This window comes from Plantactinospora sp. CNZ321, from assembly GCF_004217235.1.
Map to the genome: position 1 here is coordinate 6,165,256 of NZ_SHKQ01000001.1, position 17,650 is coordinate 6,182,905.

General features: G+C 73.9%; 14 protein-coding genes. 4 read left to right on the forward strand and 10 right to left on the reverse strand.

The features are described 5' to 3' along the window. Window positions 1-113: 113 nt before the first annotated feature. From EV371_RS26655 to EV371_RS26670, 4 genes are all read left to right on the forward strand, one after another. Window positions 114-683: a hypothetical protein gene (locus EV371_RS26655; RefSeq protein WP_130464480.1), complete on the forward strand. Its 570-nt coding sequence runs from the start codon at window positions 114-116 to the stop codon at window positions 681-683. A 167-nt stretch (window positions 684-850) separates the two neighbouring features. Continuing rightward, the gene (locus EV371_RS26660; protein ID WP_207230613.1) at window positions 851-3,220 is read left to right on the forward strand and encodes a protein kinase domain-containing protein; all 2,370 of its coding nucleotides are present in this window, start codon (window positions 851-853) and stop codon (window positions 3,218-3,220) included. Further along, a complete protein-coding gene (locus EV371_RS26665; RefSeq protein WP_165436839.1) occupies window positions 3,207-4,700 on the forward strand; it encodes a serine/threonine-protein kinase in 1,494 nt (497 codons plus the stop codon). The genes EV371_RS26660 and EV371_RS26665 overlap by 14 nt, the downstream gene beginning before the upstream one ends. 75 nt (window positions 4,701-4,775) lie before the next feature. Continuing rightward, on the forward strand, window positions 4,776-5,588 hold the full coding sequence (locus EV371_RS26670; protein WP_130466236.1) for a hypothetical protein: 813 nt from the start codon (window positions 4,776-4,778) through the stop codon (window positions 5,586-5,588). Window positions 5,589-5,636: 48 nt separating this feature from the next. Here the strand turns inward: EV371_RS26670 and EV371_RS26675 are convergent, their stop codons facing one another. The 10 genes from EV371_RS26675 to EV371_RS26720 all read right to left on the reverse strand — a co-directional run bounded on the left by EV371_RS26675 (window position 5,637) and on the right by EV371_RS26720 (window position 17,626). Continuing rightward, window positions 5,637-6,464, reverse strand: a complete 828-nt coding sequence (locus tag EV371_RS26675; protein ID WP_130464482.1) for an HpcH/HpaI aldolase/citrate lyase family protein — start codon at window positions 6,462-6,464, stop codon at window positions 5,637-5,639. Continuing rightward, the gene (locus EV371_RS26680; protein ID WP_486484797.1) at window positions 6,464-7,669 is read right to left on the reverse strand and encodes a CoA transferase; all 1,206 of its coding nucleotides are present in this window, start codon (window positions 7,667-7,669) and stop codon (window positions 6,464-6,466) included. The genes EV371_RS26675 and EV371_RS26680 overlap by 1 nt, the downstream gene beginning before the upstream one ends. A gap of 86 nt (window positions 7,670-7,755) precedes the next feature. Next, window positions 7,756-9,708 (reverse strand): SUMF1/EgtB/PvdO family nonheme iron enzyme, encoded by a 1,953-nt coding sequence (locus tag EV371_RS26685; protein WP_130464484.1) that lies wholly within the window; start codon window positions 9,706-9,708, stop codon window positions 7,756-7,758. After that, on the reverse strand, window positions 9,705-10,655 hold the full coding sequence (locus EV371_RS26690; RefSeq protein ID WP_130464485.1) for a ribokinase: 951 nt from the start codon (window positions 10,653-10,655) through the stop codon (window positions 9,705-9,707). The genes EV371_RS26685 and EV371_RS26690 overlap by 4 nt, the downstream gene beginning before the upstream one ends. Continuing rightward, window positions 10,652-12,076, reverse strand: a complete 1,425-nt coding sequence (locus EV371_RS26695; protein WP_130464486.1) for an ADP-ribosylglycohydrolase family protein — start codon at window positions 12,074-12,076, stop codon at window positions 10,652-10,654. The genes EV371_RS26690 and EV371_RS26695 overlap by 4 nt, the downstream gene beginning before the upstream one ends. Window positions 12,077-12,125: 49 nt before the next feature. Next, window positions 12,126-13,259 (reverse strand): ADP-ribosylglycohydrolase family protein, encoded by a 1,134-nt coding sequence (locus EV371_RS26700; RefSeq protein WP_130464487.1) that lies wholly within the window; start codon window positions 13,257-13,259, stop codon window positions 12,126-12,128. A 2-nt stretch (window positions 13,260-13,261) separates the two neighbouring features. After that, window positions 13,262-14,569: an ABC transporter substrate-binding protein gene (locus EV371_RS26705; RefSeq protein ID WP_486484798.1), complete on the reverse strand. Its 1,308-nt coding sequence runs from the start codon at window positions 14,567-14,569 to the stop codon at window positions 13,262-13,264. Window positions 14,570-14,607: 38 nt separating this feature from the next. Beyond that, complete coding sequence (locus EV371_RS26710) at window positions 14,608-15,489, reverse strand: carbohydrate ABC transporter permease (protein ID WP_130464488.1); 882 nt, start codon at window positions 15,487-15,489, stop codon at window positions 14,608-14,610. Between the two features lie 2 nt (window positions 15,490-15,491). Beyond that, window positions 15,492-16,427, reverse strand: coding sequence for an ABC transporter permease subunit (locus EV371_RS26715; RefSeq protein ID WP_130464489.1), 936 nt, complete (start codon window positions 16,425-16,427; stop codon window positions 15,492-15,494). Then, window positions 16,424-17,626, reverse strand: coding sequence for a LacI family DNA-binding transcriptional regulator (locus EV371_RS26720; protein ID WP_130464490.1), 1,203 nt, complete (start codon window positions 17,624-17,626; stop codon window positions 16,424-16,426). Before EV371_RS26720 ends, EV371_RS26715 begins: the two co-directional genes overlap by 4 nt. Window positions 17,627-17,650 lie beyond the last annotated feature (24 nt).

Consider the following 17,650-nt stretch of genomic DNA (forward strand, 5'->3'; position numbering starts at 1 on the left):
CATGGGTGCTCCCGGTGGTGGCGTCCGGACCAGCGGGCTCGGCGCCGGGAGGGGTCCCCGGCAGTCCTCGCTACAAAAGGGTGGACACCCGAGCCCAGCACCAGGAGTCGAAGATGACTGTCTCTACCACCGGAGCCGGCGTGGCCCGCACGATCTCGTGGCAGACCGGATGCGCGCTGCTCGCCGTACTGCTCTCGACCGGGTGCGGCGCACGTCGCGACGGCGCCGCACCGGAGAGCCCGGCCAGCACCGCCGCGTCCCCCGTCGCCACCCCCTCGCCAAGCGCCACCCCCGCTCCTGATGCCGCCACCACCCCGGCTCCGGTCCGGATCGCCGCCGCCGCCGATGGCCGGCGCTACGCGGCCTGCGCGGACGGTACCTGCGAGGTGGCCGTCTCCAAGCCCGTCCGGATCAGGGTGGACGGCGGCACCTTCTCGGTGACCAAGGTGAAGCGGGACGTGCAGATCGACTTCAAGCTGACCATGTCGACCGGAGCCGGCGGATCCGGCACGTTGAAGAGCTGCGGGGTGACGAAGTTCTATCTCGGCGGCGGCGGAGGCGCGATCACCTGCGGCGCCGACGGCGTACCGAAGCGGCCGGCGCCGGAACGGGGAGCGCTGCTGGTGCAGTTGGCCGGCTGGACCGCCGACGGTGCCGGCGTGCTGCGCCTGGTGTCGGGTTAGGCCGCGCGGAGACGGTACCCACAATCGGGGGCGGGCGGACGGGTCCGGTGCGACAGCCGGGCCCGCCCGTCCGGTGGGGGTGTCCGGTGCTCGGACGGGCTGCCCATGGCCGGGGTGCACTGACTACAGTCGCACCATAGGCGGGCGGGTCGATGTGACTGCTCTGGGTGATCGTGTCGGCGACCGCACTACGGCGCACCACGGCACCGGGAGGGCGGGAGTTGAAGCCGCTGCTGCCGTCCGACCCGGACGGTGTCGGCCCGTACCGTCTGGTGGCCCGGCTGGGCGCGGGCGGGATGGGTCTGGTCTACCTCGGACGTTCGCCCGGTGGCCGGGCGGTCGCGGTCAAGGTCGTCCGGGAACGGTTCCACAGCGACTTCGAGTTCCGGGCCCGGTTCCGGCGCGAGGTGGCCGCCGCCCGCACGGTGGCCGGCGCTTTCACCGCGTCGGTACTGGACGCCGACCCGGAGGCCGCAGCGCCGTGGCTGGCCACCGCCTACCTGCCGGGCCTGTCGCTGCGGGAGGCGGTACGGGCCGAGCGACGCCTACCACCGTCCGCGGTACGCCTGCTGGCCGCCGGACTGGCCGAGGCGCTCGTCGACATCCACCGGGCCGGCCTGGCCCACCGCGATCTGAAGCCCGGCAACGTCATGCTGACCGCCGACGGGCCACGGGTGATCGACTTCGGCATCGCCCGACCCGAGGACGCCACCGCGATCACCCAGGTCGGCTCCATCATCGGCACCCCGGGATTCATGTCGCCGGAGCAGGTCTCCGGTGGCGTGGCCGGGCCACCGGGCGACATCTTCTCGCTCGGCGCGGTGCTGGCGTACGCGGCGACCGGTCGGGAACCGTTCGGGTCCGACGCGACCCTGGCCACCATGTACCGGGTACAGACGGCCGAGGCCGACCTCGACGGCATCGACGATCCCGCGCTGTTGGACCTGATCACGACCTGCCTGCGGGTGGTGCCCGGCGAACGCCCGCCGGCCAGGCAGCTGGTGGACCGGCTCGGCGTGCTGCCGACGGCGGTGGCGGGTACCGGATGGTTGCCCGCGCCGCTGGTCGAGGAGATCGACCGACGCACCGCCCTGGCCCGCGACCTGCTCGGCTCGTCGGGGCCCGGAGCGGCGGCCGGCCCGCCGGCCACGGCAGGTAACGGGAACTCCGCAGAGCCAGCCGAGAACACCTGCGAACCGGGCCAGGACACCCGGCCACCGGGCCAGGGCGCGCGGGAGCCGAGCCAGGAGACACGGCCACCGGGCCAGGAGACGTGGGAGCCGGGCCAGGGCGCGCGGGAGCCGGGGATTGCGGATCCCGGCACGGCAGTGGTCCCAGGTGCCGTGGTCGGGTGGGCGACGGCCGGGGCGGCGGCACCGCCGGAGCAGCCCCGCACCCCCAGCGGCAACCGGCGGCTCGACCGGCGGCACCTGCTCGGCGGTGCCGTGGGCGCCCTCGCCGTCGCCACCGGCGCCGGATTCCTGCTCCGCGAGCGGGGCTCGGACCGGGCCGCCCCGACCGGTACGCCGGACTCGTCCAGCCCCGCGCCGGGCACCACCGCCGCCCTGCCGTCGGCGGTACCCGGGTGGCGGACGAAGGTGAGCGACTACTACCCGGAGCTGTTCACCCTCGGCGGTGTGGTGCTGGCGAAGACGCGGGAACAGGAGTTGCACTCGCTGGACGCGGGTACCGGCCGGACCCGCTGGAAGCATCCCGCGACGCTGCTCGGCCTGGTCACCGGCGGCCTGGTGCTGGAGTCGCAGAGCAGCAATCCCCGGCTGACCTCCGTCGACCCCGGCTCCGGCGCCGTCCGGTGGAGCCACCGGGTCCCGTTTCCGGAGATTCCCATTTTTCCGGTGGTCGCCGGGTCGGTGCTCTGCTCCGGTCGGGGGGATCCGATCAGGGCGCGGGACGTACGGGACGGTCGGGTGCGGTGGACGGCCCGGATCGGCGAGGTCAGAAATCTCGCCTCGGGTGACGGACTGGTCGTCGCGGTGAACGACACCGAACTGATCGCCCTGGACGCGAGCACCGGGCGGACCCGATGGCGGTCTCCGGTCGACTACGCGCTCTACCTGCTGGTCGGCGAGGGACTGGTGTTCACGATCGACCGCACCCGGGCCCTGGCCGCGGTACGCGTCGACACCGGGGCGACCGCCTGGCGGATAGCGACGTTCGTCGGCAGCTCACCACCGCAACTGGGCGGCGGCACGCTCTACGCCAGCGGCGGTCTCGGCGAGGTCTTCGCGCTGGCCGCCGCGACCGGTGAGCCGCGCTGGTCCCGGAGCCTGGATGCCGACAGTGTGCTGCGGCTCTCCGGTGACACGCTCTACGTGGCAAGCACGGACCAGGTCGTGTACGCGCTGGACGCGGCCGACGGCCGGCCGCGCTGGACCTACGAGGCGAGCGTCGTCCCGCGGCCGGTCTCGGACAACAGCGGCCTGGTGAGTGCGGGCGGCGTGCTGTTCGTCGGCACCCGAGAGGGATATGTGGAAGCCCTGGTTCCGCCGACGGGAGGCGCCGGTGCGACCGCTTGAGCGGCACGATCCGCGAGTGATCGGGCAGTACCGCATCCTCGCGCGGATCGGCGCGGGCGGGATGGCACTCGTCTACTTCGGTCGGTCGGTCGGCGGCCGGGCGGTGGCGGTGAAGGTGATGCACGCCGAATTCGCCGCCGACCCCGGGTACCGGGCACGCTTCCGGGCCGAGGTCGCCGCCACCCGGGCGGCCGGCGGCCGGTACAGCCCCGGGCTCCTGGACGCGGCACCGGACGCCCCGCGCCCCTGGATGGCGACACAGTTTCTGCCCGCGCTGTCGCTTCGGGACGCGGTACGCCGGTTCGGTCCGCTGCCCCCCGATCCGGTCTGGGCGCTCGCGGCCGGCATCGCGGAGGCGCTGGCTTCGGTCCACGCCGCCGGGATCGTGCACCTGGACCTGAAGCCGGCGAACGTGCTGCTGACCGGCGACGGCCCACGGGTGATCGACTTCGGCATCGCCGCCGCGACCGGAGCCGGCCTTCCGGCACCGGGCGGCACCCGGGCCGGCTCGTGGGGATTTCTGTCCCCGGAGCAACTCGCCGGTACGCCGGTCGGCCCGGCCAGCGACGTCTTCTCGTTCGGCGCGACGATCGCGTACGCCTGCACCGGCGCCCCGCCCGGCAGCACCGGATTGGCCGGCGTCCCCGACGACGGGTTGCGGGAGCTGCTCGCCGCGTGCCTGCATCCCGATCCCGCCGTCCGGCCCAGCCTGCCCGAGCTGACCGGTCGACTGGCCTCGACCGTCCGGGAGCGACCGGCCGGTGCCACCGAACTGCCACCGGCGGTGACGGCCGAGATCGACCTCCGGGCCAGCGAGGCGCAGAACCCGCCGCTCCCGCTGCCGCCGGAACCGCCCGTCCCGCCTCGGATGCCAGACGCGACGGTCCCGCCCCTGCCGTCAGACGCGACGGTTCCGCTCCGGCCGCCAGACGCGCCCGTCCCGCCCCGGATGCCAGACGCGACGGTCCCGCCCCGGGCGCCGGAGGTGACTTCGCCGGGACCCCGAGGCGGGCCCGATCGGCAGGTGCCGGTACGCCGGCTGGACCGGCGTACCCTGCTGCTCTCCGCTGGGGTGCTCGCGGTGGTCGGTGCCACCGCCGGGCTGCTGGCGCTGCTCCCGGACGGGTCCGAGCCGGCGACGACGGCGCCCCGGCCCAGCACCTCGCCCGCGCCGCCGCCGGCCAGCACCCCGGTGCGCCAGACCCGCACCCTGGAGTTCTACATTTTCGGCAGGACGACGGTGAAGTCCCTGACCACCACCGTCAACGGCGAGGCGGTGACGGTACGCGACGTGCCGCTGCCGTACCGGCGTACCGTCGAGATACCGGCGGCGCCGCAGCAGACCAGCTGGCAGATCGACTACCACATCACCACCGGCAACCTGAACTACGTGATCCTGGTGGACGGCTTCCAGTACGCCAACGGCAACGTCTCCACCACGGGCAGGGAGACGCAGGAGTCCGCGGGCGGCAAGCTCTGATCCGGGACCCCTCCCGGAGCGGATCGCCTACGGTGGCGCCGTGGCTGCGGCAGCGGAAGGAGACGGGCGGTGGCGATGTCGTTTCCCAGGTCGTCCAGCAAGGTCGGCCTGCTGCCGAGGGAGACCGGCAGCCTGGCCCGGGGGCTGCCGCCAGCCCGGCCGGAGACCCTGTTCGTGCTCGGGGTCAACGGCGGGATGAGCGTCGCCCCGGACGCCGGCTTTCCACTGGTCTTCGGACGTAACGAGCCGCAGGTGCACGTATGCGTCGGCGTCGGCGATCCCCATGTGAGCCGGCGGCACGGGATCATCACCCGGGAACACTCCCGCTGGGTGCTCAACAACATCGGCCGGCTGCCGATCCGGTTACCCGGCTCCTGCCTGGTGCTCGGCGGCGACCGGGCCGAGCTGCCGCTGGGCTACACGCCACTGTTCATCGTCGGCCCGCGCCAGGACCACCTGCTGGAGGTCCGGGTCGCCGCGTCCACCGCACAGAAGGGCGAGCCGGACGGGCACGAGGCCGAAACGCGTGACCGCGAGAAATGGCAGCTCAGCCCGGTCGAGAAGCTGGTGCTGGTCTGCCTCGGCCAGCGATACCTGCGGCACGAGCCGCAGCCACAGCCGCTGACCTGGGCCCAGGTCGCCGCCGAGCTGAGCGCGTTGCAGCCGACCGAGGACTGGAGCTGGCGACGGGCGGCCCACATCGTCGCCAAGGTCCGCACCCGGCTCAGCCGCAAGGTCTCCGGGCTCCTGGAGAAAGAGATTCCGCCACCGGTCGGCAACACCCTCAACCACAACCTGATCAAGGAACTCCTGCTCACCACGACGATCACCCGCGCCGACCTGCGGCTGCTCGACGAGGAATCGGCCGAACCGGCGCCGCCCGAATGAGACCCGAACCGGCGCCGCCCGAATGAGACCGCAGGCGGCGCCGGGAGGTCAGCTCCCGGAGCGGTACCGCCGCGCGAGGTCGACCGTGCGGCCGGCCGCCGCCACCATCGCCCGGTCGGCGAAGCGGCCGTCCGGCAGCACCACCGTGCCGGAGTCCCGGGTCTGCGCCTCGGCCACCGCGTCCAGGAGTTCCCGGGCCCGGGACACCTCCTCGGCCGAGGGCCGGAACGCCTCGACGATCACCGGTAGCTGCCGGGGGTGGATCGCGGTCCGGCCGACGAAGCCCAGCCGGCGGCCGGCCGCGCACGACTCGGCCAGCCCGGCCAGGTCGGTGACGTGGGGATAGACCGGCAGCATCGGCGGGGGCAGCCCGGCGGCCCGGGCGGCGACGACGATCCGGCCGCGTACCCAGGCGAGCCCTTCCTCGGCGGTCACCCCGAGGTCGGAGCGGAGGTCCGCCTCGCCCAGCCCGATCGAGGCGACCGCCGGATCCGCGCCGGCGATCTCGTACGCCCGCTCCACTCCCACCGCCGACTCGACCAGCGGATGCAGCGGCACCGGCACCCGGGCGGCGACCGCCCGCACCGCCTCCGGCGACTCCACTTTCGGCAGTCGCAGCCCGGCCAGCCCGGGCGCACCGGCCAGGGCGTCGAGGTCGGCGGCGACGTCCGGGCCGGTCAACTCGTTGACCCGGACGAATACCGGCACCCGATAAGGGGTGGCGACGAACTCGGCGGCGGCATCCCGGGCGTACGCCTTGCGGGCCGCCACCACCGCGTCCTCCAGGTCCACGATCACCGCGTCGGCACCGGAGTCGACCGCCTTGCCGAACCGGTCCGGCCGGTCCCCGGGCACGTACAGCAGGGTCAGCAGCATCAGATCGCTCCCGCCGCCCGCAGTTGCGCGATCTCCTCGGCCGTGAGGCCGAGCGCCGCCAACACCTCGTCGGTGTCCTGGCCGTGCGCCCGGCCGGTGTGCCGGATCCGGCCCGGGGTCGCCGACATCCGGAACGGCACGTTCTGCATCCGCACCGGCCCGAGGTCGGGATCCGGCACCGAGACCGCGGTGCCCAGCGCCGCGTACTGCGGGTCGGCCAGGATGTCGCGGACGTCGTAGACCGGCGCGACCGCCGCCTGCGCCTCCTCGAACGCCGCCACCACCTCGTCGCGGTCCCGGGCCGCCACCCAGGCCCCGACGGCGGCGTCGAGCACGTCGGCGTGCGCGGCCCGGCCGCTGCCGGTGCGAAACCACGGCTCGTCGACCAGTTCGGGGCGGCCGACCAGCCGCAGTACCCGTTCGGCGATGCTCTGCGCACTTGTCGAGACCGCCACCCAACGCCCGTCCGCACACCGGTACGTGTTCCGGGGCGCGTTGTTGTTCGACCGGTTCCCCAGCCGGGGCTGTACGTAGCCGAGCTGGTCGTACCAGGTGATCTGCGGACCGAGCATCGCCATGATCGGCTCGATGATCGCCAGGTCGACCACCTGCCCGGCCCCGGTGACGTCCCGGGCCCGCAGCGCCAGCATCACCGCGTAGGCGGTGGCCAGCGCGGTCACCGAGTCGGCCAGCCCGAACGGCGGCAGCGTCGGCGGGCCGTCCGGTTCACCGGTCGCGGCGGCAAATCCGCTCATCGCCTCGGCAAGGGTGCCGAACCCGGGCCGCCGGGCGTACGGGCCGGACTGGCCGAAGCCGCTGATCCGGGCGATCACCAGCCGGGGGTTCACCTCGTGCAGTTCGGCCGGGCCGATCCCCCAGCGTTCCAGGGTGCCGGGCCGGAAGTTCTCCACCAGCACGTCGGCGTCGGCGACGAGCCGGCGCAGCAGCTCGGCGCCGGCCGGGTCGGAGAGGTTGGCGGTGACAGTCCGCTTGTTGCGGCCGAGCACCTTCCACCAGAGCCCGACCCCGTCCTTGGCCGGCCCGTGCCCCCGGGACGGGTCCGGTTTGGCCGGGTGCTCCACCTTGACCACCTCGGCGCCGAAGTCGCCGAGGAACGCGGTGGCGAGCGGGCCGGCGAAGAGCGTGGCCAGCTCGACCGCCTTCACCCCGGCCAGCGCGGCCGGGCCGGAATCCTCCGCCGTCACGGCAGGTCCTCCCATCGGATCGAACAGCGGCCTATCGGATCGAACAGCGGCCGGATCGAACAGCGGCCTATCGGATCGAACAGCGGTCACAGGTCGACGGCGCAGCGGAAGCCGATCGACTCCGATCGGGTCAGTCCGGCGCCGAGGGTCAGCAGCTTCACCGAGACCTCCGGCGGCTGCGGGCCGCCGTCGAGGTACCAGTCCGAGCCCTCGGCCCGGTACGCGGCGCCGCCCTTGAGGATCACGAACCGGGTACGCCCGTCGGTGTGCTCGCTCTCGGTCAGGTTCCAGACCAGCGGTTCGGCCCGGCGCAGCAGGCCCCGCTCGGCGGCGACCTGCCACTCGTCCTCGGTCGGCAGCCGCAACCCGGCCCAGGCCGCGTACGCGCGCGCGTCGGCCAGCTCGACGTGGCTGGCCGGCGCGTCGGCCGGCCCCGGGACCCCGCCGTCCGCCCACGGCCAGCGCTCCGGACGGATCGGGCGGTAGCCGGTGGCCCGGACGAACTCGGCGTACTCGGCGTTGCTCACCTCGCGTTCGGCGATCGCGAACCGTCCGATGTCGACGGTGCGGTGCAGGGTCACCGGCTGGTGCAGCCGGGGCGGCAGCGGCTTCCACTCGTCGACGTACGGCGCCTCGCCGTACAGCCCGGTCTCCCGCTTGCGGTAGCGGACCAGCAGCTCCCGGCGGCCGCCGTCGACTGCCCGCATCCCCTCGGGCACGTCGCCTGAGCGCGCCACCGGGGCGGGCACCCGGACCGCCGAGCGGGCCGGGAAGTTCGGGTCGCCGTCGGCGGGGGTGTGCCGGGGCAGGGCCGGCTCGTCCACGGTGGCGAGCACGGCGGCGATCCCGCCGGCCGGCAGCGCCCCGCCGACCGCCACCCGACCCGGGCCGGCCGGGGTGGGGAACAGCTCGGTGCCGGTGGTCAGCTCGTACCAGCGGTGCCCGGGACGGTCCTCGGTGACCAGCCACGGCCCGTCGTACGCACCGCCCCGGTTGGCGACCGTCCACAGCGGAGTCCCGTCGTGCTGCCAGCGCGAGGCGTACACCTCGGTGCCGGCGACGTGGTCGGCGAGCGGGGTCCAGTCCTCGGCGCGCAGCCAGGCGGCGTGACCGCGCTGCACCCGGCGCATCGCGGCCAGCACCGCCCGGTCCCGCTCGTTCCAGCCGACCCAGACGCCGAAGACGCTCTCCCAGACCAGCATCCCGGCCCCGTTGAGCCAGGCCGAGTGCAGCTCGTCGAGGTGGTCCCGGTGCCAGCGCCGGGTGTGGTGCAGCACGTGCCGCCGCTCGAACCACTTGGCCCGGAGCACCCCCGGCACCGGCGAGTCGGCGAACCACTGCGCCCAGGACATCGCGTGGTCGGCGATCCGGGCCAGCGGCACCCGCGACTCCCCCTCCAGCACGACACCCGGCCGGACCGCGTCCAGGGTCTTGCGCAGCTCGCCCGCGCCCTCCTTGAGGGTGTCCAGGAAGACCCCGTCCACCCCGAGCCAGTCGACGAGCGCGGCCACCTCGTCGGCGTCGGTGCGCCGGGCCCGGCGGGTGCCGACGTCCCACGGGTTGTAGTCGACGAAGACCCGTACGCCGCGCGCCTGGAACGCCCGCACCACCTCGGGCAGCTCCGGTACCTGCCGGTAGAAGTCGAACTGGTTGCGCTCGTCCAGCCCGATCACCGGGTACGCGTGCCAGAGCACCACCCCGTCGAAGCCGCCGAAGTCGCGCTCCGCCGCGTCGAGGAAGCCGTCGACGGTGAAGACGCCCCGGTCGGCGTCGTACAGCGTCTCGTCCCAGAGCCAGGCCAGGCAGACGGTGAAGCAGTCCCCGGCGATCTCGGCGTAGTGCCCACCGTGGTAGCCGAGCCGCTCCCGCGCCTCGGCCCGCCAGCGGGTCAGCCGGTCCCGCCAGGCCGGCCAGTCCGCCGGGTCGTCCGGTGCGGCGAAGACCTTCGCCTCGTCCAGCACCGACAGGTCGGCGCCGGCCGACAGCGGCACCGCCGTGGGCAGGTCGATCGGTCTCGGGACGTAGGGGTTGACGGTCATACCAGCTCCGGATAGCTCTGCGCGTAGAGGGCGTCGATCTCGTCCCGGGTGGGCAGCGCGGTGGCGGCGCCGGGCCGCCGCGCGCAGGCGGCACCCGCGGCGCAGGCCCAGCGCAGCGCCGCCGTCACCGCCGCCGGCTCGACCGGCCCGCGCCGCCGCGCCCAGGCCACCGCCAGCGCACCGGTGAAGGCGTCCCCTGCGGCGGTGGTGTCGACCGCCTCGACCGTCGGTGCCTCGACCGACAGCCGCAGGCCGAACCGGTCGGCGTAACGGGCGCCCCGGGCCCCCAGGGTCAGCACCACCCGGGGGACCAGCCGCAGCAGCGCGTCCAGCAGGGCGTCGACGGCGGTGTCGGCGGCGAGGCCGGCCACCATCGCCGCCTCGACCTGGTTGACCACCAGCACGTCGACCGCGTCGAGCAGCTCCGCCGGCAGCTGCCGGGCCGGCGCGGCGTTCAGCACCACCGTGGTACCGGCGTTCCGGCCCCACCGGGCGGCCTGGGCCACCACCGACAGCGGCACCTCCAGCTGGCACACCAGCACGTCCGCCGCCGCCACGACGGCCCGGTCGTCGGCGTCGAGGCTGGTCAGCTCGGCGTTCGCGCCCGGCGCCACCACGATCAGGTTCTCGGCGTCGGCGTCCACCGCGATCAGCGCCACCCCGGACGGCCCGGGCACGCTGCGCAGCCGCCGCAGGCCGATCCCCGCCTCCGCCAGGTTGGTCCGGAGCTGGTCGGCGAAGCCGTCCTGCCCGACCGCACCGACGAAGTCGCACCTGGCCCCGGCCCGGGCCGCCGCCACCGCCTGGTTGGCGCCCTTGCCACCGGGAACGGTCCGCAGCGCGTCGCCGAGCACCGTCTCGCCGGGCCGGGGCAGCGTCGGCGTCGACACCACCAGGTCCAGGTTGGCGCTGCCGACCACCACCACCCGGACGGATGCGTCCGTCATGTTCCCTCCCCATCCCGGGCCAGCCGCGCGGTGCGGGCGGCCAGCTCGGCGAACTCGACCTGCGCGAAACCGGCGATGCTGCTGTGCAGCCGGCCCCGCAACGGTCCGGTCCACTCCGCCGGCAGTCCGGCGGCACCGGTCAGCGCCCCGGTCACCGAGCCGACCGTCGCCCCGGTGGAGTCGGTGTCCCAGCCACCGCTGACCACCGCGCAGATCGACCGGACCAGGTCGCCCCGGCCGTACGCCAGGGCCGCCGCCACCAGGGCGGCGTTGTTGCGGACGTGCACCCAGTGCAGGTGGCCGTGCCGGGTGTAGAGGGTGTCGAGCACCGACTCCCAGTCCGTCCCGCCGGCCGCCGCCTCGGCGCCGAGCGCCCGGGCCTCGCGTACCGCCGCCGCGAAGCGGCTGTGCGGCGGCAGCACCGACTCACCGGCGTCCAGCACGGTGTCCACGTCGGAGGCGACCACGGCGGCCGAGGTCATCGCCGCGACCCAGAGCGCACCGTGCACCCCGCCCCGGACGTGACTGACGACCGCGTCCCGGTAGGCCAGCTCGGCCGCCAGGTCCGGCCGGCCCGGGCAGACCCAGCCGTACACGTCGGTGCGGATCTGGGCGCCGATCCACTCCCGGAACGGGTTGTGCCGCAGCGCGGTCGCCGGTGGGGCGAGCCCGAGCAGCAGGTTCCGGTACGCCACCCGCTCGGCGGTGAAGACCCGCCCGCCGGGCAGCCAGTCCAGCCAGGCCTGGGCCACGTCGGCACTGCTGAACTCCCGGCCGTGCGTCTCCAGCACCCGCAGCGCCAGCAGCGCGAAGTTGAGGTCGTCGTCCTCGGGCATCCCGTCGATCTTCTCGGCCAGGCTGGTCGGGGCGCTGCGCCGGTTCCACGGCCAGCGGGCCGCGACCTCGGCCGGCAGCCCGACCCCGGTGAAGTAGCCGGCCAGCGGCCACCGCCCGGTCGCGGTCAGGATCTCCCGGATGCCCTGCCGGGGGATCTTCTCCACCGGCTTGCCCAGCAGGCAGCCGACCGCCCGGCCCAGCCAGCCGCCGTGCACCCGGTCCGGGTCCGGCCCCCCGGTCGGGAGCCCGTACTCCGCCGGCCAGCTCGCCCGGATCGCGGCCAGCTCGGTCGGCTCGACCGCCGGTCCGCTCGGCGGCTCGGTCAGCTCGACCGCCGGTCCGGCCGGCGGCTCGGTCGGCGGTCCGGCCGGCGGCAGCGCGTCGCACTCGTCGAGCAGTTCCGCCGCCAGCGCCCGCAGCCGGGGGTCGGCCGGCTCCGGGGAGGCCCCGCCGACCGGTGGCAGCACCGAACCGCCGGCCGCCGTCCAGCGCTGGGCGACCGCCGAGACGTCCCGCCCCTCGTCGGCGCTGGCCGCCAGCTCGTGCGGCAGCAGGTCCTCCGGCTGTACCCAGGTGAGTCTCACCAGCGCCTCCCGACCGCCGGGCCGACCAATCGCGCCCGCATACCGGTCGTCACGACAGCCCCGCGAACCGCTCGGCCCGGCGGGCGAACCGCTCCCGGTCCCGTGCGAAGACCTCCGCCGCCACCTCGGCCAGCTCCCGGGCCGGTGCGACCAGGTCGGTCCGGGACGCCTCGGCGACCGTCGCCGACCACTGCGCCGGGACCGCGGCCGCGCCGCCGAGCGCCCCGGCGATCGCCCCGGCCATCGTCGCGGTGGAATCGGCGTCCCGACCGTAGTTGACCGCCCCGAGCACCGCCTCGCGCAGCTCCCCCCGGGCCACCACGAGCATGCCGAGAGCCACCGGCAGCTCCTCTATCGAGTGCAGCCGGCTCGGCCGCCGCGCCCCCAGTCCCGGGTTGCGGTACTCCTCCCCCACCGTGTCGTACGGGGCGACGGCGGCGCGCAGCGGCGCGATGGCGTCGGACCAGTCGGCGTACCCCTTCGCCTCCTTGACCACGGCGGCGATCGCCGCGCGGGTGCCGTCCCGGGCCAGGTCGAGCACGGCGGTCAGCACGTCGTCCACGCCCGCGCCGGGGGCCATCGCCGCCGCCACCGCCGCGGCGAGGACCGCCGCCGCCTCCCGGCCGTAGCTGTGCTGGTGCGCCCCGGCGATCTCCACCGCCTCGGCGTACGCCCCGGCCGGGTCGCCCGCGTTGACGATCCCGACCGGGGCCATGTACATCGCCGCGCCGCAGTTGACGATGTTGCCGACGCCACCCTCCCGAGGGTCGACGTGCGCGTGGTGCAGGCGGGTGACCAACCACCGCTCGGCGGCGGCGAGCCGGTGGAAGGTCACCCCCTCCCGCTCCAGGTCCGGGATGTAGACCACCCGCTCGAGCAGGTCGGGCACGAGCAGTTCCACCACGTCGTACGCGTCGAGGTGGTCGCGCTTGCGCGCATACGCCCGCACCAGCGCGTGGGTCATCAACGTGTCGTCGGTGATGTGCCCGTCGCCCTTGTGGTACGGCGCGAGTGGCCGCGCGGTGGCCCAGTCGGCGTGGAACGGGGGTGCGACGCCACGCACCCAGTCGCCGTAACGGGCCCGGATCTGCTCGGGCAACGCCGTTTCGGTGGCCCCGCCGAGGGCGTCGCCCACGGCGGCACCGACCAGGCAGCCGACCGACTTGTCGAGCAAGTGTTCCATGGTTACCTCAGGACCTGCTTCCCACCGTCGACGAGCTGCGTACCCAGCTCGTCAAGCGTGATCTTGTTGGCGAAGTACTGCTGCAGGGCCGGGGTGGCGTACTTCAGCTTCCACTCGGGATAGCCGTCGACCATCTGGAACGGCGCCACCGTCAGATCCTTGGCGCTGTCCGCCGCGACGTCCCAGCCCTGCTTGCCGCCGGTCGCCTTGACCAGCTCCTCGTTCGCCTGCTTCCCGGTCGGCACCAGCCAGTCGCCCTTGGCCAGCTCGGCCATGTTGGTCGGGTTGAGGAAGTACTCCAGGAACTGCGCCGCCTGCTTCTGGTGTGTGGAGTCGGCGGCGACCGAGAGGGTCTGCGGGTTGGCGGCCTGGTTGGCCGAGATGCCCTTCACCGGCGGGATGGTCACCCACTCGAAGCCGGCCGGCGCCTGCTCGACCATCTGCTGGCGCAGCGAGACCGAGCCGGGGATCATCGCGTACTTGCCGGCGAAGAAGCCGGGCAGGGTGTCCGCGCCGCTCATCCCGAGCGCCTCCGGCGAGGCGGTCTTGCTGGTGTAGAGCATGTCGTGGATCCGCCTCGGCACCTCCTTCTCGGCGTCGCCGATCCGCACCTCGGTCTTGCCCCCGTCGGTGTAGAAGAACTTGCCGTCGAAGTTGAGCGAGAGGTTCATCACCCGGTTGGTCGGCGACTTCAGCGCCCAGGCGACGCCGTACTTCCCGGAACCGGTCAGCTTCTGCGCGTTGGCTTGGAACTCGTCCCAGCTCCAGCCGCCGTCGGCGGGCGGCACCGTGACCCCGGCCGCGTCCAGCAGCTTCTTGTTGGCGATCACGACCTGCGACTCCAGCAGGAACGGCACTCCGGTGACCTTGCCGTCGAAGGTCGCGGTGTCCCAGATCCCCTTGTCGATCTGACCCTTGAAGTCGTCGGAGAGCAGGCCGGAGAGGTCTGCCAGGTAGCCCTGCTTGCTGAACTCGCCGATCGACGCCGCCTCGTAGTGCACGATGTCCGGGGCGTCACCGCCCTCGAAGGCGGTCAGCAACTGGTCGTGTACGGAGTTCCAGTCGCCCTGGACGTACTCGACCTGGATGTCCGGGTGATCGGCGTTCCACTTGGCGACCAGATCCTTGTTGGCCTGGAGCGACTCCTTCTGCCAGGCCAGGCTGAGGAACCGCAGCTTGACCGGACCGGAGCTCTCGTCGTCTCCGCTCCCGCCGCCGCAGGCGGCGAGCGCGCCCAGTCCCACGACGCCGGCCAGCGCGGCGGCGGCGAGTCGGCGGGACACTCTTCGTCGGGAAACCCTGTCGAGCACGGGGAATACCTCCTGTTGCTGGTTGTGGTGGGGTGTGGCTATCCCTTGACGGCACCGGCGAGCGACCCGGAGGCCAGCCGGCGCTGCATGAAAGCGAAGAAGACCAGGCTGGGCAGGGTGGCCAGCAGTGAGCCTGCGGCCAGCGGCCCGAGCCGGGCGGTGCCCTCGATGCCGACGAACCGGGCCAGCGCGACCGGCAGGGTCGCCAGTTCCGGAGTCTTGATCAGCACCAGGGCGAAGAAGAACTCGTTCCATGCGGAGATGAACGCGAAGAGCGCGGTGGCGACCAGGCCGGGCGTGAGCAACGGGAAGATCACCCGGCGCAGCGTCTGGAGCCGGTTCGCGCCGTCGACCGAGGCCGCCTCCTCCAGGTCGCGCGGGATGTTGCGGACGAAGCCCTGGAGCATCCAGAGCGCGAACGGCAGCGCCCAGACCACGTAGATCAGCACCAGCCCGGCATGTGTGTTGGCGAGCCCGACCTGGCGCAGCACGAGGAAGATCGGGATGATCAGCAGCACGAACGGGAAGAGCTGGGAGAGGAGTACCCAGCCCAGGGCGACCGTGCCCAGCCGGGTCCGGAAGCGCGCCAACGCGTACGACGCCGGAGTCGCGATCAGCACGGTGAGCAGTGCCGAGGCGAGCGAGACCTGGAGGCTGTTCCAGGCTGCCCGGCCGAGTTCCTGCTCGGTGAACGCCTGCACGAAGTTGGCCAGGGTCGGGTTCTCCGGTATCAGCGTCGGGTGCAGCCTGACCAGTTCCCGGGGTGGCTTGAACGAGGTGGAGAGGAGCCACACCAGGGGAAACGCCAGGAAGATCAGGTACCCCGAGAGGGCCAGATACTGCAGGCCCCGGCCGACCCGGCGGCGGCGCCCGGCCTGCGCCCTCGTCTCGGCCCGCTCCCTCGTCTCGGTCCGCGCCATCGTCAGTTCGCCTCCCGTAGCCGGCGCCGCAGGTACACCGCGAGCAACGCCACGACGATCACCACCATCACGTTGCCGAGCGCCGCCGCGTAGCCGTAGTTGCCGTACCGGAACGCCTCCTCGTAGGCGAAGAGCATCGGCAGCATCGTGCGACCGCCCGGCCCACCGGCGGTGAGCACGTAGACCAGGCCGAACGAGTTGAAGTTCCAGATGAAGTCCAGCGAGGTGATCGCCACGATCACCGGCATCAGCGACGGCAGCGTCACGTTGCGGAACCGCTGCCACGCGCTGGCCCCGTCCATCGCGGCCGCCTCGTGCAGCTCGCGCGGCACCCCCTGCAACCCGGCCAGGAGTACGACGGTGGTCTGCGGCATGCCGGCCCAGACCCCGACGATGATCACCGCCGGCAGCGCGGTGTTGAAGTCGCCGAGCCAGGTGGTCCGGAGCCCGTCCGCGCCGATCCGGTGCAGGAACTCGTTGAGCAGTCCGGCGTCCGGGTGGTAGACCAGCCGCCACAGGATGCCGACCACCACCGGTGGCATCGCCCAGGGCACCACGGCGAGCACCCGGGCCACGCCCCGGAACCGCAGCCGCTGGTCGAGCAGGAGCGCCAGCCCGAGGGCGAGCAGGAACTGCAGCAACGTCACCGCGAAGGCCCAGAGCAGGCCGATCCGGAACGAGTTCCAGAACAGGCTGTCTCCGAGCAGTTCCCGGTAGTTCGCGAGGCCGGTGAAGCTGACCTCGACGTTCCGGCCGGCCCGGGCATCGGTGAACCCGAGGTAGATGCCGCGCAGCAGCGGGAAGACCGACAGCGCCAGGATCGGCAGCAGCGACGGGAGCAGCAGCAGGTAGACCGTGGTCCGGTCGGACCGGCGGCGCCGGGACCTGTCGCCCTGCCCGGTCCGCTCCACGTCGGGTCGCTCGGTCAGCGTGGTCACGAGGGCACCCCCACCGGCCCACCGGCCGGCGCCGCCGGGGTCCCGGGCCGGCTCGCCGGGGCGGTCCGCGGCCGCCGGGGCGCCGCCGAACCGCCTCGGACCGGGGCGTCGACGGCTGCCGATCCGCCTCCGGTCGGGTCGTCGACGGCTGCCGATCCGCCTCGGACCGGGTGGTCGACGGCGCTGGAGGCCCGTACCACCAGGCTGGGCGCGACGTGTTCGCGCCGGGGCGGCAGGGCGGGATCGGCGATCCGCTCCAGCAGGAGTTCGGCGGCCCGGCGCCCCCGGGCCGCGGAGCCGAGCGAGACGCTGGAGAGCTGCGGAAAGGCCATCTGCGCCAGCTCGGTGTCGTCCATGCCGACCAGCGCCACGTCCTCGGGCACCCGGCGGCGGTCGGTGAGCAGCGCGTGCAGGGCACCGACCGCGATCAGGTCGTTGGCGCAGAGCAGGGCATCGGGCTCGGCCCGGGCGAACAGCCGGGTGGCCGCGTCCCGGCCGGCGGCGTACTGGAAGTCGCCGACCTCGATCAACCGCTCGTCGACCGGGATGCCGTGGCTGGCCAGCGCGGCGCGGAAGCCGGCGTCCCGGGCCGCGCCCGGCACCGTGTCCAGGGGGCCGTTGACAAAGCCGATCCGCTGCCGGCCGGCCGCGACCAGGTGGTCGACGGCGAGCGCCACGCCGGCCCGGGAGTCGGTCCGGACGTTGTCCACCGGCGCGTCGTCGGGTAACTGTCCGACCACGACGACCGGGACCGGGCTGAGCACGATCGCGTCGAGGTGGCGGTCGGTGATCCGGATCGGGGACATGATCATGCCGTCCACGTACCGGTTGGCCAGCCGCCGCAGCAGGTCGGTCTCGCTGTCGATCTCGCCGCCGGTGGCGTGCACCAGGAGTTGCCGGCCGGAGGACGCGACGACCGCCTCGATGGCCCGCATCATCGCCACGTAGACCGGGTTGCCGATGTCGGCGACGGCGAGCGCGACCAGGCCGGTGCGCTGGGCCTGCAGGGACCGGGCGATGGCGTTCGGCACGTAGCCGACCTCGGCCGCCGCCTCGCGGACCCTGCGGACCGTCTCCGGGCTGCCGCCGATCCCGTTGAGGACGCGCGAGGCGGAAGCGATGGAGACGCCGGCCCGGGCCGCGACGGTGTGCACCGTCGGCCGGCCGTCGGCGGAGGGCTGTAAACGTTTACGACCCATGCACCGAACCTCCGCTCCGGACTT